The organism is Rhizobium sp. BK602 (genome assembly GCF_014195095.1).
Classification (GTDB): domain Bacteria; phylum Pseudomonadota; class Alphaproteobacteria; order Rhizobiales; family Rhizobiaceae; genus Rhizobium.
The window spans coordinates 109,790-129,121 of record NZ_JACIBC010000003.1 but is presented as its reverse complement, the minus strand read 5'-3'; the positions used below and the strand labels follow the sequence as shown (position 1 = coordinate 129,121).

The 19,332-nt window shown below is 60.7% G+C and carries 18 protein-coding genes; 8 read left to right on the top strand and 10 right to left on the bottom strand.

Translation table 11 applies throughout. The features are described from left to right. Positions 1-168 precede the first annotated feature (168 nt). Positions 169-1,380, top strand: coding sequence for a capsule biosynthesis protein (locus tag FHX11_RS11015; protein WP_184357662.1), 1,212 nt, complete (start codon positions 169-171; stop codon positions 1,378-1,380). 39 nt (positions 1,381-1,419) lie between these two features. Here the strand turns inward: FHX11_RS11015 and FHX11_RS11010 are convergent, their stop codons facing one another. From FHX11_RS11010 to FHX11_RS10980, 7 genes are all read right to left on the bottom strand, one after another. Next, positions 1,420-2,241 (bottom strand): tetratricopeptide repeat protein, encoded by an 822-nt coding sequence (locus tag FHX11_RS11010; protein WP_246780956.1) that lies wholly within the window; start codon positions 2,239-2,241, stop codon positions 1,420-1,422. A gap of 14 nt (positions 2,242-2,255) precedes the next feature. After that, entirely contained in the window at positions 2,256-3,020 is a 765-nt protein-coding gene (locus FHX11_RS11005) for a hypothetical protein (protein WP_348649698.1), read from the bottom strand. A 190-nt stretch (positions 3,021-3,210) separates the two neighbouring features. Continuing rightward, positions 3,211-5,529: a glycosyltransferase gene (locus FHX11_RS11000; protein WP_184357659.1), complete on the bottom strand. Its 2,319-nt coding sequence runs from the start codon at positions 5,527-5,529 to the stop codon at positions 3,211-3,213. A gap of 161 nt (positions 5,530-5,690) precedes the next feature. After that, entirely contained in the window at positions 5,691-6,875 is a 1,185-nt protein-coding gene (locus tag FHX11_RS10995; protein ID WP_184357658.1) for a Hint domain-containing protein, read from the bottom strand. 32 nt (positions 6,876-6,907) lie between these two features. Further along, positions 6,908-7,600, bottom strand: coding sequence for an outer membrane protein (locus FHX11_RS10990; RefSeq protein ID WP_184357657.1), 693 nt, complete (start codon positions 7,598-7,600; stop codon positions 6,908-6,910). Between the two features lie 230 nt (positions 7,601-7,830). After that, on the bottom strand, positions 7,831-8,448 hold the full coding sequence (locus FHX11_RS10985; RefSeq protein WP_184357656.1) for a hypothetical protein: 618 nt from the start codon (positions 8,446-8,448) through the stop codon (positions 7,831-7,833). A gap of 335 nt (positions 8,449-8,783) precedes the next feature. Continuing rightward, positions 8,784-9,317: a DUF982 domain-containing protein gene (locus tag FHX11_RS10980; protein WP_184357655.1), complete on the bottom strand. Its 534-nt coding sequence runs from the start codon at positions 9,315-9,317 to the stop codon at positions 8,784-8,786. A 308-nt stretch (positions 9,318-9,625) separates the two neighbouring features. On the opposite strand from FHX11_RS10980, the gene FHX11_RS10975 reads away from it, so the two are divergent. Beyond that, positions 9,626-10,369 (top strand): IclR family transcriptional regulator, encoded by a 744-nt coding sequence (locus FHX11_RS10975; RefSeq protein ID WP_184357654.1) that lies wholly within the window; start codon positions 9,626-9,628, stop codon positions 10,367-10,369. Positions 10,370-10,532: 163 nt separating this feature from the next. Here FHX11_RS10975 and FHX11_RS10970 read toward each other — a convergent pair whose 3' ends face one another. The 3 genes from FHX11_RS10970 to FHX11_RS10960 form a co-directional block, all read right to left on the bottom strand. Beyond that, the gene (locus tag FHX11_RS10970; RefSeq protein ID WP_184357653.1) at positions 10,533-10,778 is read right to left on the bottom strand and encodes a helix-turn-helix domain-containing protein; all 246 of its coding nucleotides are present in this window, start codon (positions 10,776-10,778) and stop codon (positions 10,533-10,535) included. A 277-nt stretch (positions 10,779-11,055) separates the two neighbouring features. After that, complete coding sequence (locus FHX11_RS10965; RefSeq protein WP_184357652.1) at positions 11,056-11,577, bottom strand: DUF992 domain-containing protein; 522 nt, start codon at positions 11,575-11,577, stop codon at positions 11,056-11,058. A 103-nt stretch (positions 11,578-11,680) separates the two neighbouring features. Continuing rightward, positions 11,681-12,580 (bottom strand): GNAT family N-acetyltransferase, encoded by a 900-nt coding sequence (locus tag FHX11_RS10960; RefSeq protein ID WP_184357651.1) that lies wholly within the window; start codon positions 12,578-12,580, stop codon positions 11,681-11,683. Positions 12,581-12,850: 270 nt separating this feature from the next. Here FHX11_RS10960 and FHX11_RS10955 point away from each other — a divergent pair, with 270 nt between their 5' ends. The 6 genes from FHX11_RS10955 (at position 12,851) to FHX11_RS10930 (ending at position 19,332) form a co-directional block, all read left to right on the top strand. Beyond that, positions 12,851-14,179, top strand: coding sequence for an FAD-binding oxidoreductase (locus tag FHX11_RS10955; protein WP_184357650.1), 1,329 nt, complete (start codon positions 12,851-12,853; stop codon positions 14,177-14,179). Positions 14,180-14,187: 8 nt separating this feature from the next. Beyond that, on the top strand, positions 14,188-15,312 hold the full coding sequence (gene argE / locus FHX11_RS10950) for an acetylornithine deacetylase (RefSeq protein ID WP_184358194.1): 1,125 nt from the start codon (positions 14,188-14,190) through the stop codon (positions 15,310-15,312). A gap of 121 nt (positions 15,313-15,433) precedes the next feature. Further along, positions 15,434-16,357, top strand: a complete 924-nt coding sequence (locus FHX11_RS10945) for a glyoxylate/hydroxypyruvate reductase A (protein WP_184357649.1) — start codon at positions 15,434-15,436, stop codon at positions 16,355-16,357. A 22-nt stretch (positions 16,358-16,379) separates the two neighbouring features. Further along, a complete protein-coding gene (locus tag FHX11_RS10940; protein WP_184357648.1) occupies positions 16,380-16,736 on the top strand; it encodes a cupin domain-containing protein in 357 nt (118 codons plus the stop codon). After that, complete coding sequence (locus tag FHX11_RS10935) at positions 16,733-17,197, top strand: GNAT family N-acetyltransferase (protein WP_184357647.1); 465 nt, start codon at positions 16,733-16,735, stop codon at positions 17,195-17,197. The genes FHX11_RS10940 and FHX11_RS10935 overlap by 4 nt, the downstream gene beginning before the upstream one ends. Before the next feature lie 89 nt (positions 17,198-17,286). Then, on the top strand, positions 17,287-19,332 hold the full coding sequence (locus FHX11_RS10930) for a hydantoinase/oxoprolinase family protein (RefSeq protein ID WP_184357646.1): 2,046 nt from the start codon (positions 17,287-17,289) through the stop codon (positions 19,330-19,332).

The following is a 19,332-nucleotide window of genomic DNA, read 5'->3' as shown; positions in this document are numbered from 1 at the left end:
TCACGCGTCGGCCTCCCTGTCGTCACCCGTCCAATGCCGGCGGGCTGTTTCACGATACCGGCGGAGGCGCGCCGCTCAATGTTCTTTACGCCAGCTTCGGACAATTACGGCACATCGTGGGCCTATGTCCGGCCGCGTGCGCAAGCAATCAAATGGAAAGGTGCTGCCATGGCTCTCATAACTCCGGAAGCGCGGACCGCCGAACCCGCCGAAAAGCAGCGTCGGCGGCCCTTCAATCGAGAGATCGCGCCGATAGCCTTTGGGCAGGCAAGACCCGGCAAGCGCCGAAAGCGCTCCATGCAGCGCTATATTTTCGGGCTTGTCGTCCTGGTTCCGACCTTGGCGACGAGTGTCTATTATGCGTTTTTCGCAGCCCCCATCTTCGTCTCGGAATCGTCTTTCGTCGTTCGCATGGCCGCGCCGCCCTCTTCGAACGCCTTCGGTTCCCTGCTCCAGAATAGCGGCATAACCCGCTCGCAGGACGATACCTTCTCCGTTCAGGAATATATGCGGTCTCGCGAAGCGCTGAAGGAGCTCGGCGAGCAACTGCCCGTACGGGCGATTTTCGGGAGTCCGCAGGCCGATTGGCTGATGCGTTATCCGCGCTTCTGGGAGAACAATAGCGAGGAGGAACTCTATCGCTACTACTCCGGCCGCGTCGACGTCATCCATAACGACACGACCGGCATTACAGTCTTGCGCACCACCGCCTTTCACGCCCATGATGCCTACGATCTGAACAACACGCTGATTGCGCTTGGCGGCAATTTGCTCCTGCGCATGAACGATCGAGCCCGCAACGACGCCGTCCAGTTTGCCGATAATGAGGTAAAGGAAGCGCAGCAGCAGGTTATCGATACGCAGAAAAAGATCACGATCTTTCGCAACAAGGAACTGATGATCGATCCGAACGCCAGTTCCACTTCGATGGTCGAACTCATCACTCAGCTCTCCGCCCAACTGGCGACGACACGCGCTCGTCTCGAGCAAACGCGCAAGACCGCGCCGGATAGCAATTCGATACCGTACCTGACCAGCCAGATCACCGCGCTCGAACAGCAGATCGAAACGGAGCGCGGCAAGATGGTCGGGACCGACAGCTCGATCGCTCCGAGAATAGCGGATTACGAGAGCTTGGCGCTGATGCGGGAATTCGCCAACAAGTCGCTGGTCACCGCTCTCGATGCACTCGAAGTGGCGAGAGCCGACGCGCGCCGGCAACAGCTCTATCTCGAAGTGGTGGTGCCGCCGCATTTGCCTGACGAGGCCGAGCTGCCCTTGGCGCTCAAGAACATTTTGGTCGTCTTCCTCGCGACAAGCCTCGCCTATCTGCTTGGCTGGCTGCTGCTGACCGCAATACGAGACCATGATAATGGCTGATCTCGATGAGAAATGGCCGGCTTTCGCCGGCCATGCTTGTCAGTCCGCCCGCCAGAAGCAGGTATAGATTTCACCCATGCATGCCTGAATTTCGCGCTCGGGGATGGAGTTTGCGGCGATATGACCGTAGAGGCGGAATTCGGCATCTCGGGCGCGAATATAATGCTGCAAGGCGGAACTCAGATCGCGCTTGACCTTATAGAGATGTCCGAGCTGTATCTCGACATCGCCGAGAGATTTCGGATCGTTGGCCTGGGCATAGTCGCGATAGACTTCGTAGAGCTGTAGCGCTTCCTCAAAATCTCCGGCCTCCTTGGTCACATTCGCGTAAACGGCGATCAGGTCGATCTCCCCGTCGACGGCGACCAAATTGCGCAGGATATCCCGCGCCTGTTGCCACTGGCCCGACTGCACGAGTTCCAGGGCCTTTTGCCGCTTGCGCTCAATACCGAAGCGAGACAGGCGCAGGCCCGCCACATCGACATGCCGGGCGATCTCGGCATCGTCCGGCGCCAAGGCTTGCGCGCGATTATACCACTCGAGCGCCGCCTCCGGATCGTTCATCCGGTTATGGAGATGGCCGAGCTGCAGATGGATGTCGGCGTCGTGCGGCTCCCTGTCGAGGAAGTGCCGATAAGCCTCCAACGCTGCGTCATAATCCCCGAGCTCCTTATAGGCGTGACCAAGCTGGACGAACAGAGGCGACCGCGCTGGATCCTGCTCGAGCGCCTCATGATAATAGAACGCCGCATTGGCCCAGTCGCGACGGTCGCGGGCGGCGTCGGCGGCCTCCAGCGCATTGATCGTGATATCGGATGCGGGCTCCGCCGTCTGGCCGACGCGCAGGAGTGTGGTTGCCAATCGGAGTTCTCGCCTCATGACGCTTGCCGCATGGAAATGTTGCGAGGGCGCAGCCAGGAATCCTCCGGGCTACGCTCGTGCACCCGTATACGCAGTTCGATGAACCGGTGCTCGCGTTTGATGGCAATGGACAGCGTTCCCGAAAACGAGCCCGTCAAAGTGAGATGTTGCAGGAAATCCAGGCCGGAATTCGCCACCACTTCGACATCCAGCTTGGCATTCGCCGCCTGGATTAGATCCAGGTCCAACAGCCACTCCCCTTCCGCGAAGCTGCGTTTGGGACCGGTCAGGAGCCAGCCGGAATGTACATTCCAGTTGCCATTTTGGATCTGAAGCGGTTGACGCAGCAGGTCAGGCGCGATCATCCATCCGACATTTTCGACCTCGCGCACAAAGATCGCCGTTGGCTGTCCTTCCATGCTGACCGACATGCCAGCCGGCGTAATTCGGGCGTTGGATGAATCCAGGCCACCGCGAACCTCGTTCTCCTCCTCGGGTAGCAGCGTGTCCCAGAAGGCTGTCTGGCCATCGCGACGGGCGAGAGCGACGATCTTCTTGACCACGGCTGCTCGCGTCGTGACCCCGCGTCGCAGGTCGAATTCCAATCCAAGACGCTCCGCCGATGACGGATCACGGCCGCAGATGCGCGAAAAGGCATAGCGCAGAAAGGTTGGATCATCGCCTGGCGCGAACCGGATGAAGTTCTCCAATATGGCGAACTGATCCGGCTCCCGGCGCAGCGCCTGAATGCCGGAGCGTTCGTTGAGCGCTGACGGCACGGGGCGTCGCGCCTTCAAGGCATCGACGACACGCAGTCGATTGGTGCCGCCCCGAATGGCATCCGCAAGCGAAAGCCTGTCGTCCGGCGTCAGATCGCTTTCCGTCAGATCCAATGCCTTTGCCCAGGCATCAACGAAGGATTCGGCCGGCAAGGAGAAGATGTCCCTGGGAAGGACGTTCAAGGGCTGTCTATGCAACTCGGCGACTGTCAATATTGCCCCCTAACATTTGTTCGATCGCAACAACATGCCGCGCGGCGGTGCGCGGATAGGAATACCATTCGGCTGCCTGGATGCGTTCGTTATCGCGCATCTGCAGCAGCAGCGGGTTCTGGGCGAGGCTCAGCAGAGCCTCGGCAATGCATTCGACCTCGGTGCTTTTGACGACATGGCTGATTGGCCACATGTCGCGCAGCACCGGCGAGCGGGAACACAAGAGCGGCCTGTTCACGCTCATCGCGATGCGGGCTGCACCTGTCGCCGTTTCGGTGGAATGGCCGTAAAGGAAGGAAAGCAAATCGCAGCTCATGAGCTCGCGGCGCAGTTCTTCCTCCGGAATGAAATCGAAGCGCGCGGTCACATAGTCCGAAAGCCCGAGATATTCGATCAGGTTTTCCACGGTTGCCCGCGCCGCGCGCGATTCATCATTGGTCACCATGCAGTTGAGCAGCTTCAACCGCAGGCGCGGATCGTAGCTGTGCGCTTCGGCGAAGGCGAGGACGAGACGATCGATATTCTTGTGCGGCATCAGGAAACCGAAGGAGCCGATCGTAAAATGCGACTGATCCGGCCTCGGTGCATTCTTCGGCTCCAGAAGGACGCCATGCGGAATGACAACCGCATTCGGATGTCCCGCCGCCGACAGCGTTCCGGCATCTTCGGCCGAATGCACGAAGACGATGTCGAAGGCCTTCGTCCATCGCAACGAACCACCACGCATCGCCTCTTTTACGCTATGCATCGTCAGGGCGCGCAGCCGATATTTCGTCGATGGCAGGACCTGCGCCAGCAACTCCATGTCCGGAGTCGAAAAATGGCCGGGATGATGCTGCATCCACAAGACATCCGCGTGCCCCTGCTCCAATCGCCCGGCAAACCGCTTCAGGGATGCGAGATCATAGCCCCAGAGGCGCGATATGCCGCGAGGCGAGGCATCGGCCTCCTCGGGTGCCTGTTCCGGCAGGGCATCGTTCATGATGCGGCGCGCAAAGATGTGATCCACCTTGTTCGCAAAGGCCGGCTGCGAATAAAGATGCTGCGAATAGGTGGCGATGCCGCATTGCTGCTGCCAGGAGGAAACGACATCCAGCGTCCAGTCGAGCTTGGCCTCGGCGGCAAGACGCGCGGGCTTGGCCAAGGCTGCCAGGGCACGGACCGCCACCAGATGCCAGGTGAAATGATGGGCGAGCAGCTTCTGTGCCTGAGCGCTGCGCGCCTGCGCTTCCTTGGGATGGTCGAGCACCGCCCGCATCTGCAAACCCAGATGTTCGACGGACGGCTCCGCCCACATGCTGTAGGAACCGGCCACATGCGCCTGCGATGCCGCCATGTGATAATCCACCAGCCAGGCCGTCTCGGGTCGGCAGAAATCGAGATGGCCGCTGTAATTGGTCGTCACAACGGGAACATCGAGCAACATCGCCTCGGCCAAAGGCAGGCCGAACCCCTCGCCCCGACTGGGCGCCACCACCATGGCGGAAGAACGATATAGAGCGCGAAGCTGCTCTTCGTCATAAAACTGGTCGATAACGGTGATCGGTGCCGCGTCGGCGAGCCTATCCTGCACTTGCGCCAGCACGGATGGCAGGATGGTGTCCGGATTGGCAAAAGTCTTGATCACCAGCTCCACCGGATCATCCCGCCGAAAACTGCGCAGAAAGGCCTCGACCAGAACGTCGATGCCTTTGCGCGGGAAGCAGGAGGACACATGCAGGATACGTTTGCGCCCATTGTCCGGCAGCCGGGGCGGCAACTGACTGCTGGCCTTGGAGATATGGTCACAGCCGGCGCCGATGACTTCGATCGGAATCGTCACTCCGGAACGGATGAAGCCTTCCTTGATGAAGTTTGCCGTTACCATGACGAGATCGAGGTCACGGTTGAAGCTGTCGACGAGATATTGCGGAAACTCGAGCTCTTCCCATGCGAAGGCGATATAGGCGTTGACGTCACCAAGCATATCATGGGTCGCCGGCGGCCAGGTGTTCCTCAAATGGATGTCGAAACGCTCGTTGGCAGGATAGTCCTCGCGCATATGATGCAGAATATCCGGCGAAGCGACGAGGCGGGCATCGGTCTGCCAATCATGTTCGGGTGTGTGGCAGACCAGATTGACGCCGAGATTGATCAGTGCGCGCGCGACGTGTCGATTGACGATCGCAAGGCTGTAGTCGCCCTTGAAAACACCGTCGTAAAAGACGGACTTGCCGGCAAATTTTTCAACTAGAGATTTTTCGTCGATGCCGGAGGCATCGAGTGAATAGGGTGATCCAACACCTTCAGAACGCATTCACCACTCCCAGGCCCCTGTAACAAAAGAAACGGGCGGGATGCCACACCGAACAAAGCTTCGCCATTATACGAAGACTTGAATGCTGGACGCCGCCTCGAACCTCCATTCATCGGATCGAGCGGACGACCAAAGGCCGTCCGCTCCATGTTACAGCGGTCTTAGGAGGCCTTGGCGTCTTCGATGATGTAGCCCAGCTCCTCGGCGCGTGCGTTGAGGAGATCACGCGCCTTTTCCAGAACCGGACCGGCATAGACCGGCGGATAGCACCAGTCATTCCAGGTGCGCGTCGCCGAATTCGCGCCGAAGCGCAGGATGCCCGGTTCCAGGAAGGACAGGCGTCCGCCAAGGTCAAGATAGGTTTCGGTCTGAGCGCCTTCCGCCAGAACGACGCTGTGCTGCTCCAGTTCGATATGATAATACTCGAAGGGAGCGAGACCGGTTTCCTGCGTGATCGTGGTCCCGTTGATGAGGAATTTCGCTGGGATGAGCGCTTCCTCGAGGAACATGCAATGATCCGGAGAGATGAAAAGATCGCGCTCCGGCACATTCTCCGCAATCGAACCCGCCTTCATGCGCACCGGCAATGTATCGCGCGGCTTGTCGACGGCCTTGGGATCGATCCGCCGCCGGCCGACCCACTTGATTTCCGAAACCCCCTTGTGGGTCACGACAAGATCGCCGACGCGCAGATCCTCGACAGGCACATCCCCTTCGGGCGTCCGGATGAGCGTACCGCGCAGGAAGCAACTCGTGAAGGTGAGCGTATCGGTGCCGCCATCATATGTATAGGTAACGCCGGCGGGTATCGTATAAGAGCCGACGGGCAGCAGATGCAGCGCGTCCGTATAGAAGGTCACGGTATTGCCGACCTGTCCGATATAGTTGGACCCCACGACCTCGATCTTGTCGCCCGTTTGAACGTTGATGACATTCGGCGGTGTCGAAAGGTTCAAGTTGATCAGGCCGGAATCGTAGATGAAGGTGCCCGTGCCATTGGCATCTGCGAAGTCGACGGTCACACCGTTCAGCAAGCCAACGTTGACCAGGCTTGCATCGACTTCGATGCTGGAGTTGGCGCCGATAGCATAGGTGAAGGTCGAACCGGCCGCGACACCCGCCAGGCCGGCATCGATCGTTACGTTTGCGCCATTGATGGCCTCGATCGTCGTGCTCGTGATCACGCCACCGCCGACCAGGCTGCTGAGGGTTACATCGACACCATCGACAATCACGGTGCCGTTGGAGACAAGTCCGAGCTGAATGGTATCGGAACTGGTGCCAGCATTGCTGCTGTCGATGGTAGTCGTACCGTTATTGATGAGATCAATATTGATCAACGCCATGTTACTGTCCTCTCTCTAAGACGAGCCACTTGTCAGAACTTATAGTTCAACCCCACGCGGATGCTGTGGAAGTCGACGGTTGCCTTGCTCCAAAGATCATCTCCCCCTGCATTGAACTTTCCAAAGTCCACATACTGGTACTCGAGCTTCGCGGTCAGATGATCCGTGAAGGCGTGCTCGACGCCGGCGCCGAGTACCCAGCCGGCTTTGGTTTTGCTTTCATCGAAACTGCCCACGCCCTCGAGTGAGGCCTTGTAGTCGATGTGGCCATAGGCAAGACCGCCGGTGCCGTAGAACAGCGTGTTGTCATAGGCATAGCCGACGCGCGGCCGCAGAGTGCCGAACCAATTGACCTTCGAGGTTGCGTGTGCGCCATCGTTGCTGAGGGAGTCGCGAATGTTGCCACCCTGGAAATCGGTTTCGAGACCGATCACCCAGTTCTGATCGACCTGGTAGTTGTAGCCGATCTGGCCACCGCCGAAGAAACCGGACCCCTCGAGCTTGCCGAACTTGCCGAGAAAGACATCGCCGGAATGCAGTCCAAAATCATCCTTGCCCCCAAAGGCGCCGCCACCGTTCACACCGACGTAGAAACCGGTCCATGTGAAGACCGGCGATTCAATCGGTGCCTGCGGAGGAGTCGAAACCGAGAGATCCGCGGCATAGCCCGCATTCGCCAGACCGATTGCGGCAAGGAATGCAGCAGATCCAAGTAGCTTAAACATTCTATATTCTCCTCAAGGTATTCACGGATTAACATGCAACTTCAGCAAGTTGACGTCGCGGCCATAATATAGACTTGATTATATGTGTAAATACGAACATTCGAATAAATATTTTCACCATGGATGTTTTATCTGTATAGTCGTGTCGCAATTTGTATTGAAAAATACTGGTTGCTGTACTTATAGAGCGATCACTGATTTGATATTCCGCAACCGTGCTGCGCTGTTCTTCATCGCGCTGCTTCGCAATGTTCTCTTTCAGACATTTTGTGTCGCGCCGGGCGGGCGATCAGAGAGAATCGCGTTGATTTGCCGCCAAACAACACGAAGAGAACGAATCGGGAATACCGGTCGAGGCGACAGATCCGGCCTCGAATTGGCTCTGGGACGAGGAAGGGCACATAAGCCTTCGTCAAGGTGCAATGAAGGCCGCCTTGCGCTTCGTGACCATGATGGTGATCCGCACCGCAAAAGAGGAAACCGCAATTGCGATTTGAGCAAGGCGCTGGATCCGGGATTTGAGCTTCTCCAGCGGCATCGTATTTTTCCAAAGCTCCGCCATTTGCGGCGACCGGCCCATATTCTGACGTCATCGGGCTGGTGCTGTCGCTTTTCAAATAGACCGGCCTTGCCTCGGTCGTCAGGCTTGCCTGGCTGTTGCGGATCAAGAGTCGCAGTAGCCGGAGGCTCAACGGGGCGGACCACTTTTTTGGGTCGTTGAGCCTCCCCTCAGTCACTTTGATCGTCGGGTTTAAGAATCGCCCGCCTGAACACACAATCAGCGTTTCGCCCCGTAATGGTTGGATCACCAAGCCTGGAATATTTCGGCTGTCGATAAGCCGTGCCATGCTTCGGTTCGCGCAGCGATATCGACAGGCCGGTCAATATCCAAGGGTGCGGATCTGGTCCACCGGACGCAATCAGACCTCTGCTGTCGTTTCCGGCATGGACTGCCCGCCATAGGCGGTTCACATCTGGGCCGCTGTCGCAACCGCCAAATTGCGATGGCGGGAGGTCCGGTCAATTGCTCGGAGCAATGGTCGGGCCTCCTCTTGGAGGAAACTTCCCCTGCTCGGCGGCCAAACCCATGTCCTGCATGCGTCAGGACAATTGACGATCTGCACGCGTCCGTCACTATAACGCGTGGACCTGCCCTTCCCCGATCGGAAAAGACGGCTGGGTGTCAGAGAAGAATGCGGATGCCTGCCTCATTGGCGGCATTGATGAAGGCTTGTCGGACGTCTTCCGGCGGAATCCGGTGATTGATCCCGTCGATGCAAGCCTGGAGAGCCTCCTCGAAGGCCTCGCCCTTTCGGCCCGGCCAGAGCTCCGTCAGGCACTCGATGGCCTTTTCGATGGTATCGACGACAAGATAGTCGCCACTGGCTCGGATGGCGATCTGGACCGGCGCAAAGCCGGGGACGTCGGCGCCCGTCGGATCAGCGCCAATTTCTAGCATTTCGCGAAAACGCCTGGCGGTGACCCTGCCGATTCGCTCGATCCTCGTGCTGTTCACGCGTGCCGCGGCGCGCTTGACCTCACCGTGCCTGGTCGTTGCGGTATCGGTCTCGACAATGAAATCCCCCAATCCACCGACCAAGGCATCTTCCGGTGTCGTCAAATGCTGTTGAGGATGGGTGGAAACATCAACGGGAGTGGCTGCAACGATGTTGCCGCTATTGATGCCGGCGCGAAAGCTTTTGTTCATCTGCCGCATGCCAAAATTTCCTAAAAATTGGGCACCAAACCCGCCCTATTCAGCGAATCTGCACAACCGTGATACAGTGCTTTCCAAATAATTCCCGCCACACAGAGACATTTATTTTGGCTCAATTAGGGCCGTAACACTATTTTACATATCTTATTCTGAAAGAAGCCATTCGCCTAATGCGTGTCAAGCCGCTAACTTTCGCTCTAGATTTGTATATTTTACGAGCTTTTGGTTGTAAAGTCCAGTCTAAGTCTCATATTTGACATTGTGTTCCAATAATGGAACGATGATCCCTCGCCTTCGAGGATCGACCAATGAGCTCCCTTGAGGATGCCGTCGCCATTCTGGCTTGCTTTTCGCTGAAAGAGCCAGCTCTGACGCAGGCCGAACTGACGCGCCGACTTGGGCGCCCGAAAGCGACGATCTCCCGTGTCATGCGCACATTGCGAGAGAGCGGAATTCTGGAATTCGAGCCGACGCGCAGATTATACTCCCCCGGCCTCCGGCTCTTCGAACTCGGACAAATCTGTCGCACCAATCACAACTTCCTGGATATGATCCAGAAACGATTGGAAGATATCTGCCGGGTCGGCGGGCATACGGGCTACATTACTGTATTCGACGGTACCGACATGGTCGTGCTGCGTATCGTCCGCGGCTCCAGCCCGCTGGCAATTTCAACCATCCCGGGCTATCGCGTGCCGCCGCATGCGACCTCCAGCGGCCGCGCCATGCTGGCTTTGCTAAGCGATGAGGAGTGGCGACGCCGTATCGCTGATCCGCTGCCTTTCGTATCGCCGAACAGCCCGCTCAGCCATATGGCGCTCGAGCATCTCATTCAAACGATACGGGAAACGAGCCGCTCCTATTCTTGCAACGAAACCATGCCGGGCGCTTGCTCGCAGGGTATCGCCATGCGTGACCCCGACAGTGGGGAGATTATCGGCGTCGCGGTCTCCTACCCGGAGAGCCTGGCAACGGACGAATTCAAGCAGATGATCGGGCAGCTTCTCGAACAGATGCAGGCGGACCTGACAAGGCGCACAAGCCCGCTTTGAACGCCCTTTTGTGGCAGCGGGGCAAAATCGCGTAGATCGTCAAAAAGGAGGGCAATGGATGGGCCGGGGACGAGGTCATCATATCGGCCCGGTCGCCCTTGGAGCGATGGGGGCTTCACCAAACAATCGGGAGGTGGCGCACCCGAACGGGTGCGCCGCATCTTCACATGACCAGAAAGGTTGAGGGAGCAACCTGCAAGGCCGCGGCGATCCGCCGAAGTTTTGCCGGATCGGTATCGGCACCGAGCTCGATTTCGGCGATCTCCTCGCTGGTGAGACCACAGGTCTCGGAAAGATCGTCGATCGTGTATCCGATCGCCTCGCGGGAACGCCTGACGGCAGTACCGATTTCAGAATGAGGAACGACCGATGCTTTCGAGCTATTGAGGTCGCTGGGAGTAATGGACATGAAATTTCTCCTTCCAAAGTCCACCGGCAAGCCAAATGCCGGGTGAAGGCAGCTATTGCAGCCAAGAGCTATCTCGACCTAAACAGACGCAGCCGAGCGCCCGGCCAATATAGTCACGGATGCTTAGTAAGCAAGGTCCCAGCCTATTGGAAGGAATCTGGAGAGTGAGGGCGCGATGATTTTACCCGTTTCTGACGTGGTGTACGACCTCTTCCACAGCCGCCGCGCGCAGTCCGAGGCGCGCGGCGAGAAAAGATTTCCGATCTGCTATAGGATGCTATCGCATGACGGGACGCAATTGCAGCCGCGAGACGCCGGCGGCGACGTTCAGCCCTGTCCCCGCCTCGCCGCTTAACGGCTGCAGGCCGAAGTTCTTTGAATTGCCGCCAACAAGGGCATTGGCGCCCAGACCGACACCGACGGCAGCGCCCGCAGACGCGCCCACATAACTGCCGGCCAAAGCGCCATCGCCGGCCCGCGCGGCATGTAGGTTATAGACCACCCAACTCAGATAGGATTTTCCGGATATGCCGATATCGAGGCCGAGCTTGCCGATGGACCCGGTATAGCGCTCCGCCGGTCCAGAGCTGCGTTTGAACAGGCAATCGACCGACTTGTTGGAGCCGATCACCATTCCAACGCCTCCGGCGACCTGGCAGGAGAGTGTACCGAGGCGTTCCCTTGGTTCGGCCGCCGTCTGCTGCGGTTGTTTATGAGAACGATGCGCCGATGCGGCATCCGCCGCCGGAGCCGCGATGGCCAGCGAGGCTGCGGCGACGATGAGAGCGAGCTTTTTCATCAGATTTCTCCTTGAGCATTCGCACCTCGCTCAACGCGTCGAACGGGAGTTCGTTCGAACCGGCGAAGAATTTCTCGCCGGCAACGTTGCGGATGGGTGCCTGCTACCCGAGCGCCTGGCTGACTAGCCCATAGGTCAACGGCAGCCCGTCCGTCGGCGGATTGCCGTCGCCGCGCAGCCAGTTGCGGCGTAGCGACATGCTGGTGACGGTGTCGTAGATCGGCAATCCCGATTGCATCAGGAACTGCGGAAAGGCGCCGTTCTGCTGGCGCGTGTCGAGCCGCAGGAAGCTGCCGGCGTGATCGGCGACATGCGGACGCGTCACGGCGATCGCGTCCTCGTCCCTGGATGCCACTACCGGGCCGATCACGTGACCGCGTCCGAACCGGCGACACAGGGAAAAGGCTGCAATCTTCCCGTCCCGGATCAATGCCACTCCCTTCGAAACCGTGAGAAGGCGTGCAAAGACCGGCCTGCGGTCGGCACCATAGGCCGCCAGATCGAGCGTAGCGATCTCGGTAAGGTCGGTTTCTTCGATCAAGCGCAGCGACGCCCCCGACGGCAGAGGGACGGCAGGCGGCTGAACCGCCTCGCCATTGCACTGATACACAATCTTTTCGGCGCGAAATCCAAACGATTCATAGAGGCGTTTGGCCGACCGGGTCGCGTTCAGGCCAAGCGCCCGCGATCCGCTTTGGGCGATGATGTGCTCCATCATCCAGCGGCCGGTTCCGAGCATCTGCAGCCTTGGCGAGGTGATGACCATGCCGAAGATGCTGAAGTCCGGTGCGAAGTCGAATAGCATGGCGGACCCAAGCACCCGGCCGATGGCATCATGCGCCACGATACCCCGCCCCAGCTCGCGGACGATCTGCCAGTCCTCTGCCCGATGCGGCCAGCCCACCGAGAGGGAGAGCGCATGCAGCGCGTCGAGATCGGCGTCCTTTATCTCGCCCATGCTCAACTCGAAGGAATCCAGCTGGATCGAATCGGATCTGGCCATAACTGTCTCCTCTCCTGCCATGTGTCGTCCTCATGATCCGAAATGCCGATCCGCTCACCGGGCATTTTCGGATGGTCGCGGGCATCGACGCCCCGTTTCGGTTGTAGCCTCGGTTACGCAACAGAATAAGCTTGAGATCCCTGCAAATTCGAAAGATTCCACCAAAGCGGCCGAACTTTCGGCAAGCGGACGGCAGGCATGGCTTTATTCTGACGATAAGCGTCGCATGTCAGGGACGTGATTTCCTCCATTCGCTCCAGAGATTGATCGATGTCTCCTCCCGTCGGCCGCGTGGCCAGCAATCCGGACTTTCCGAAATCAGCCGATGTCGTTGTCCTCGGTGGCGGCATGGCCGGTGTCGCGGCGGCTTACGAACTTGCCCGGCGCGGCAGTTCCGTCGTTATCGTCGAAAAAGGAACGATAGCCGGCGAACAATCGAGCCGCAATTGGGGCTGGTGCCGCCAGCAAAACCGCGATCCGCGCGAGCTGCCGCTGGCGCAACTTGCCGTGCGCCGGTGGGAAAATCTCAATGCGGAGCTTGGCGAGGAAACCGGTTTTCGCCGCACCGGCCTTATCTATGCGACCACCCGCAAGGCGGATCTCGACACCTGGGAGCGCTGGGGACGGATCGCGAGGGATTTCGGCGTCGATACCCGCATGCTGACCTCAGCCGAATGCAGTTCGATGCTGAAGGGCAACAGCCGTCAGTGGGGCGGCGGCGTCTATTCTCCGACGGATGGGCGTGCCGAGCCCGAACTTGCCGTGCCGGCCCTGGCTCGGGCCGCGCAGCGGCTCGGCGTCGTCCTCTTGCAGAACTGCGCCGCCCGTGAGCTGGATGTGGAGGCTGGGCGTATCAGCGGCGTCGTCACGGAAAAAGGCAGGATCCGCGCCTCGGCCGTCCTCGTCGCCGGCGGTGCCTGGAGCGGCATGTTCCTGCGTCATCACGGTCTGCGCTTCCTGCAGGCCTGTGTCAAATCCACCTCCTTCTACACCACCGCCGCACCGGCGGTGACCGAGGGCGGCATCGCCATGCAGGACGTCACGATGCGCCGGCGTCTGGATGGCGGCTATACCGTCGGCCTCAGCGGCCTCGGCCAATTGCAGATCACGCCTTACGGCTTGCTGCAGGCCCGCGAATTCTGGCGCACGTTCCAGATCCGGCGAAAGGGCCTGACTTTCGCGCTTGGCCGTCAGTTCTTCGAAGGGCCGGAGGCGCTGACGCGCTGGAAGGCGGACAGCATTTCTCCCTTCGAGCGTATCCGCACGCTCGATCCGGAGCCGGATGCGCATCTGGTGAAACGCGGCCTGGACCGGCTGGTCGCGACCTATCCCGTGCTAGCCGGCATTCGCGCGGCGCAGAGCTGGGGCGGCATGGTGGATTCCACGCCGGACGCGATACCGGTGATCTCTTCGGTTGCTTCGCGGCCCGGCCTGTTCATTTCCGCCGGTTATAGCGGTCACGGTTTCGGGATCGGCCCGGCTGGCGGCATGCTCGCCGCCGATCTCATTCGCGGCGACAAGCCTTGCGTCGATCCGAAGCCATTCCGCTATGAACGCATGATCGACGGAACCGACCTTGGAAAACCGGGGATGCTGTGATGAGCGGGATGAACGCAGAAGAGATCCTGGAAACGCTGGTCGGCTTTCCTTCCGTGGTCGGTTCCGCGAACGGCGAAATCGTCGGCTGGATTGCCGATTATCTGGAGCGCGCCGGGGCCAGCGTCCATATTCTTGCCGGTCCCGAGGGGGATCGCTCCAACCTTTTTGCCACTATCGGGCCGGCGGATCGCCCCGGATACCTGCTCTCCGGCCATATGGACGTGGTAGCGGCAAACGAGCCGGGATGGGACAGTGATCCTTTCCGCCTGCGGCGCGAAGGGCCAAAGCTCGTCGGGCGCGGCACGAGCGACATGAAGGGCTTTCTGGCCTGCGTGCTGGCGGTGCTGCCTACCATTGCCCGGCGTCCCCTTGCGCGGCCGCTGCATCTCGCCTTTTCCTATGACGAAGAGGCCGGATGCCGCGGCGTGCCGCACCTGATCGCCAGAATTCCCGATCTTTGCGCGACGCCCGCCGGATGCATCATCGGCGAGCCGAGCGAACTGCGCGCCATCCGCGCCCATAAGGGAAAAGCGGCGGCAAGGATCGAGCTTGGCGGCCGCGCCGGCCACTCGTCGCGACCCGATCTCGGCCTCAATGCCATTCACGCCATGGCGGATATTCTCGCCCATGCGGTCGCCGCCGCCGAACGGCTCACGGCGGGACCGTTCGACGCAAATTTCGAGCCGCCCTACTCTTCCCTGCAGGTCGGCACCATTCAGGGCGGACAGGCCGTCAATGTCATTCCCGAACGCTGCGCCATCGAAGTCGAGGCTCGGGCAATCGCCGGTGTCGATCCGCGCAGCCTGCTTGCGGATATCGAAGGCCGGCTGGACGTTCTTCGGGACAAGGGCTTGTCGACGCATTGGGAGATGACGGGCAGCTATCCGGCCCTGTCCCTTGCCGCCAATGCGCCGCTTGCCTTGCTGATGGAAGAGCTGACGGGCAAGACGCCGCTTGCCGCCGTCAGCTACGGCACCGAAGCCGGGCTTTACCAGGCGGCGGGGATGGAGGCTATCATCTGCGGCCCCGGCGATATTGGGCGGGCGCACAAGGCCAATGAATTCATCCTGGCGGACGAACTCTCGGCCTGCGTCGCGATGATCGAAGCGCTCGGAGCCCGTCTGGCCCGGTAGCGCCGCGCCGGCATTGCCCAGTGTAACAAAAACAGTTCGATATGCGGTCGATCGACCTTCGTTCGATGTATCCTGCCGGGGCCGATCGGCAGGATAGTTAAAGCAAGTACAAGGGAACGCCATGGCCTTTTTGTTCAATTCCGATGCGGAGCGGGCGAAGATCTTCGCCGCCGCCTTTGCGCGCGAACTGCCCGCTCTCCCCTTCGTCACCAATCCCGCCGAGATCGACCCTGCGCAGGTCAAATATCTCATCACCTGGACGGCGCCCGCCGACATCGACCGCTATCGCAATCTCGAAATCCTGTTCTCGATCGGCGCGGGCGTCGACCAGTTCTCGCTCGCCGCCTTGCCTCAGAAGGTCAAGCTGGTTCGCATGGTCGAGGACGGCATTACCCGGATGATGCAGGAATATGTGACGCTCGGCGTGCTTGCGCTGCATCGCGACCTCACTGGATATCTGCAACAGCAGAGAGCCGGCAAATGGGCCTCGCGGCCGATCCACCAGGCGCCAGATCGACAGGTCGGCGTCCTTGGCCTCGGCAATCTCGGCCTTGCCGTCCTCGAACGGCTGCGCCCCTTCGGCTTTCCGCTGCGCGGATGGAGCCGTTCGCCGCGCCAGCTCGATGGCGTTGCCTGCTACCACGGCGAGGAGCAATTGCCGGCGTTTCTGGCGGGCACCGATATTCTCGTTTGCCTCCTGCCCCTAACAGCTGAGACCCGCGGCATCCTGAATGCCGATCTCTTCAGGATGCTGCCGCAAGGGGCTGGGCTGGTCCATGCCGGCCGCGGTCAGCAACTCGATACGGAAGCCCTGATCGAAGCGCTCGACAGCGGCCATCTGAGCGGCGCGGTGCTCGACGTCACGGACCCGGAACCGCTGCCATCGGACCATCCGCTTTGGCACCATCCAGGCATCATTCTGACGCCGCATATTGCCAGCGTTACCCAGCCGGAAACCGCCGCTCACACCGTCATCGCCAATATTCGCCGCCATGAGGCCGGGCTCGACCCGGTCGGTCTCGTCGACCGCGGACGCGGCTACTGATCAACATCCAGAAAGGAACTCCATGTCGCTGCTGAAAACCATCGACCCGAACCCGACATTCGAACCGAAGCAGTCCAAGGCCCTGCCCGAGCGGCTGATCTCCGGGGACCCGTCCTTCAAGACCTGGGCGCAGGACAATGCCCGTGACGGAACGGTCAATACGGGCGTCTGGGAGGCGACACCGGGCGAGACCCGCTCGATCAAGGGCGAGACCTTCGAATTCTGCCATATCCTCCAGGGTGTCATCGAACTGACCGAGGACGGCGGGCAGCCGGTCACCTATCGTGCCGGCGACAGTTTCGTCATGAAGCCGGGCTTCAAGGGCGTCTGGCGAACGATCGAGACCGTCCGCAAGATCTATGTTACCGTCACCGGATGACCGATCTTGCGAGCCTGCCGATCTTCGAGGCCGAGCATAAGGGCTACACACTGAGCACGGATCGTGCCCGGCTCGATATCGACCGGATTCACGCCTATCTGGCGGACGATTCCTACTGGGCGCGTGGTCTTGACCGCGCCCTTTTCGAGCGGGCGCTGGCCGGCTCGCTGCCGGTCGCGATCTATGCGCGGAACGGCGAGCTTGCCACCTTCGCACGCATCGTCACCGATCTTGCCGTCTTCGCCTATCTGCGCGATGTCTTCACGCTGCCCGCACACCGTGGCCAAGGGCTCGCGACCTTTCTCGCGCAGGCGATCCGCAGCCATCCCGAGCTGAAGACGATCAGTTCCTGGATGCTGGCGACTCGGGATGCCCATGGCGTCTACGCCAAGGCCGGTTACACGCCGGTCCCGCATCCGGAATATTATATGAGCATCCGCAAGCCCGATGAGCGTCCATAACCGCAGGTTATGGACGGCCCTCGTCTTGTTGCTGGCAGCGGCGATGAGACCTTGCCATTCTCTGCGGCAACAGCACGAGGGAACAGCACATGGGCTATCGCATCGGCGTGGACGTCGGCGGCTCTTTCACCGATTTCGCGGTGTTTGACGAAACGGACGGGCGCATCACCACTCTCAAGGTCTTCTCCCGTCCCGATGAGCCGGGAGCGGAAATAACGGCGGGCCTTTCGACACTGAAGGCGCGGGACGGCCTCGATCCCGCCGAAGTCGATTATTTCACCCATGGCACGACGGTCGGCGTCAATACGGTCATCCAGCGCAACGGCCATGACCTTGCCTTGTTCACCACGCGCAATTTCGAGGACGTGCTGCAGATCGCGCGCCTGAAGATACCGCAGATACACAATCTCTATTCGGTCCGTCCCGAGCCGCTGATCGCACGCGATCGCGTCTTCGGGATCGACGAGCGAACGCTGGCGACCGGCGACATCCTCGCAGCGCCCCGCGACGAAGATATCAAAACGGCACTGCGCGCGGCACAGGCGGCCGGTTGCAAGGGCATCGTCATCGCCTTCCTCAACGCCTATCGCAATCCCGCCAACGAGCTTGCGGCCAAGGCGGCGATCGAGAGGCTCGCGCCCGGTCTGCCGGTCTTCTCCTCCGCGCAGACCTGGCCGATCATCCGGGAGTACGAGCGCACCATTACGGCGGTCATCAGCGGTTACGTGCAGCCGCGCGTTTCCCGCTATCTCGACCGTTTCGAGACGGTGCTCCGGCAGGAAGGGCTGGCCTGCCCCCTCCTCATCACCAAGAGCAATGGCGGCGTGATGGGCATCGACCAGGCAAGGGCCGACTGCGTGCAGATGATCCTGTCGGGGACCGCCTCCGGTGTCATCGGCGCCGGCTATCTCGCCAAGGCAAGCGGTTTCGACCGCATCCTCAGCCTCGACATCGGCGGCACCAGCGCCGATGTCGCCGTCATCATCGACGGCTTGCCGCAATATGGCGTCGGCGAGCTGATCGGAGACTTCCAGATCCACATTCCCTCCGTCTCGGTCAGCTCCGTCGGACAGGGCGGCGGCTCCGTCGCCTGGGTGGATGGCTTCGGCATGCTTCAGGTGGGACCGGAAAGCGCCGGCTCGACGCCCGGACCTGCCTGCTACGGCCGCGGCGGCACGCGAGCAACCGTCACCGACGCGGTCGCGGCCTGCAATCTGATCGGCCACATGCCGCTCGGTTACGGCGCGGTTGAGGTCGACCGGGCAGCCGCGCGCGCGGCGATCGCCCCGCTGGCCACTGCGCTCGCCAGCACGATCGAAGCGACGGCGAGCGACATCATCGATATCTCCGTCTCGGGCATGTATGCCGAGGTCAGCGGCCTGATCTCCCGCTTCGGGATCGATCCGCGTGATTTCCATCTCTTCGCCTTTGGTGGCGCCGGCGCCATGCTCGCCTGCTTCCTCGCCCGCGAACTGGACATGAAGGGCGTCGTGGTTCCGCCGACCCCCGGCGTCGTTTCCGCACTCGGCGGCCTCATCGCCGATCTGAAGAACGACTTCATCCGCACCGTCTATTGCGACGTGACACCGGAGGCGATGGCCGGCACGGCAGCCCCCTACCGGGAGCTGAAAGCCGAGGCCGAGCATTGGCTGCGGCAAAAACAGGGCTTCTCCGGCCCGGCTCGTGTCCAGGTCTTTGCCGACATGCGCTATCAGGGCCAGTCCTATGAAATCGATGTCGCGTTGCGGGGCGAGTGGCTGGAAGAGAGCGATGCCGATGCGATCGCCAATGCCTTCCATGCCGAGCATGAACGGCTTTTCGGCCATGCTTCGGCCGATCAGCCGGTGCAGATGATCAATCTGCGCCTGACCATATCGGGCGCGACGCCGAAGCCCTATCTCGGCGAGCGCACGCCCACATCCGAACCGGCCCGGCCCCGCCTGTCGGTCGACGCATGGTTCGATGGCCGGCCCACTTCAACCGCCATCTATCATCGCGACGACCTCGCCGCCGGACATCACTTAAGCGGGCCGGCGATCATCGCCCAGGACGACACGACGACGGTGGTGCCGCCCGGCTTTGCCGTCGATGTCGACCGGTTCGGCAATCTCGTCATCACCCGCGCGGAGGCCTGA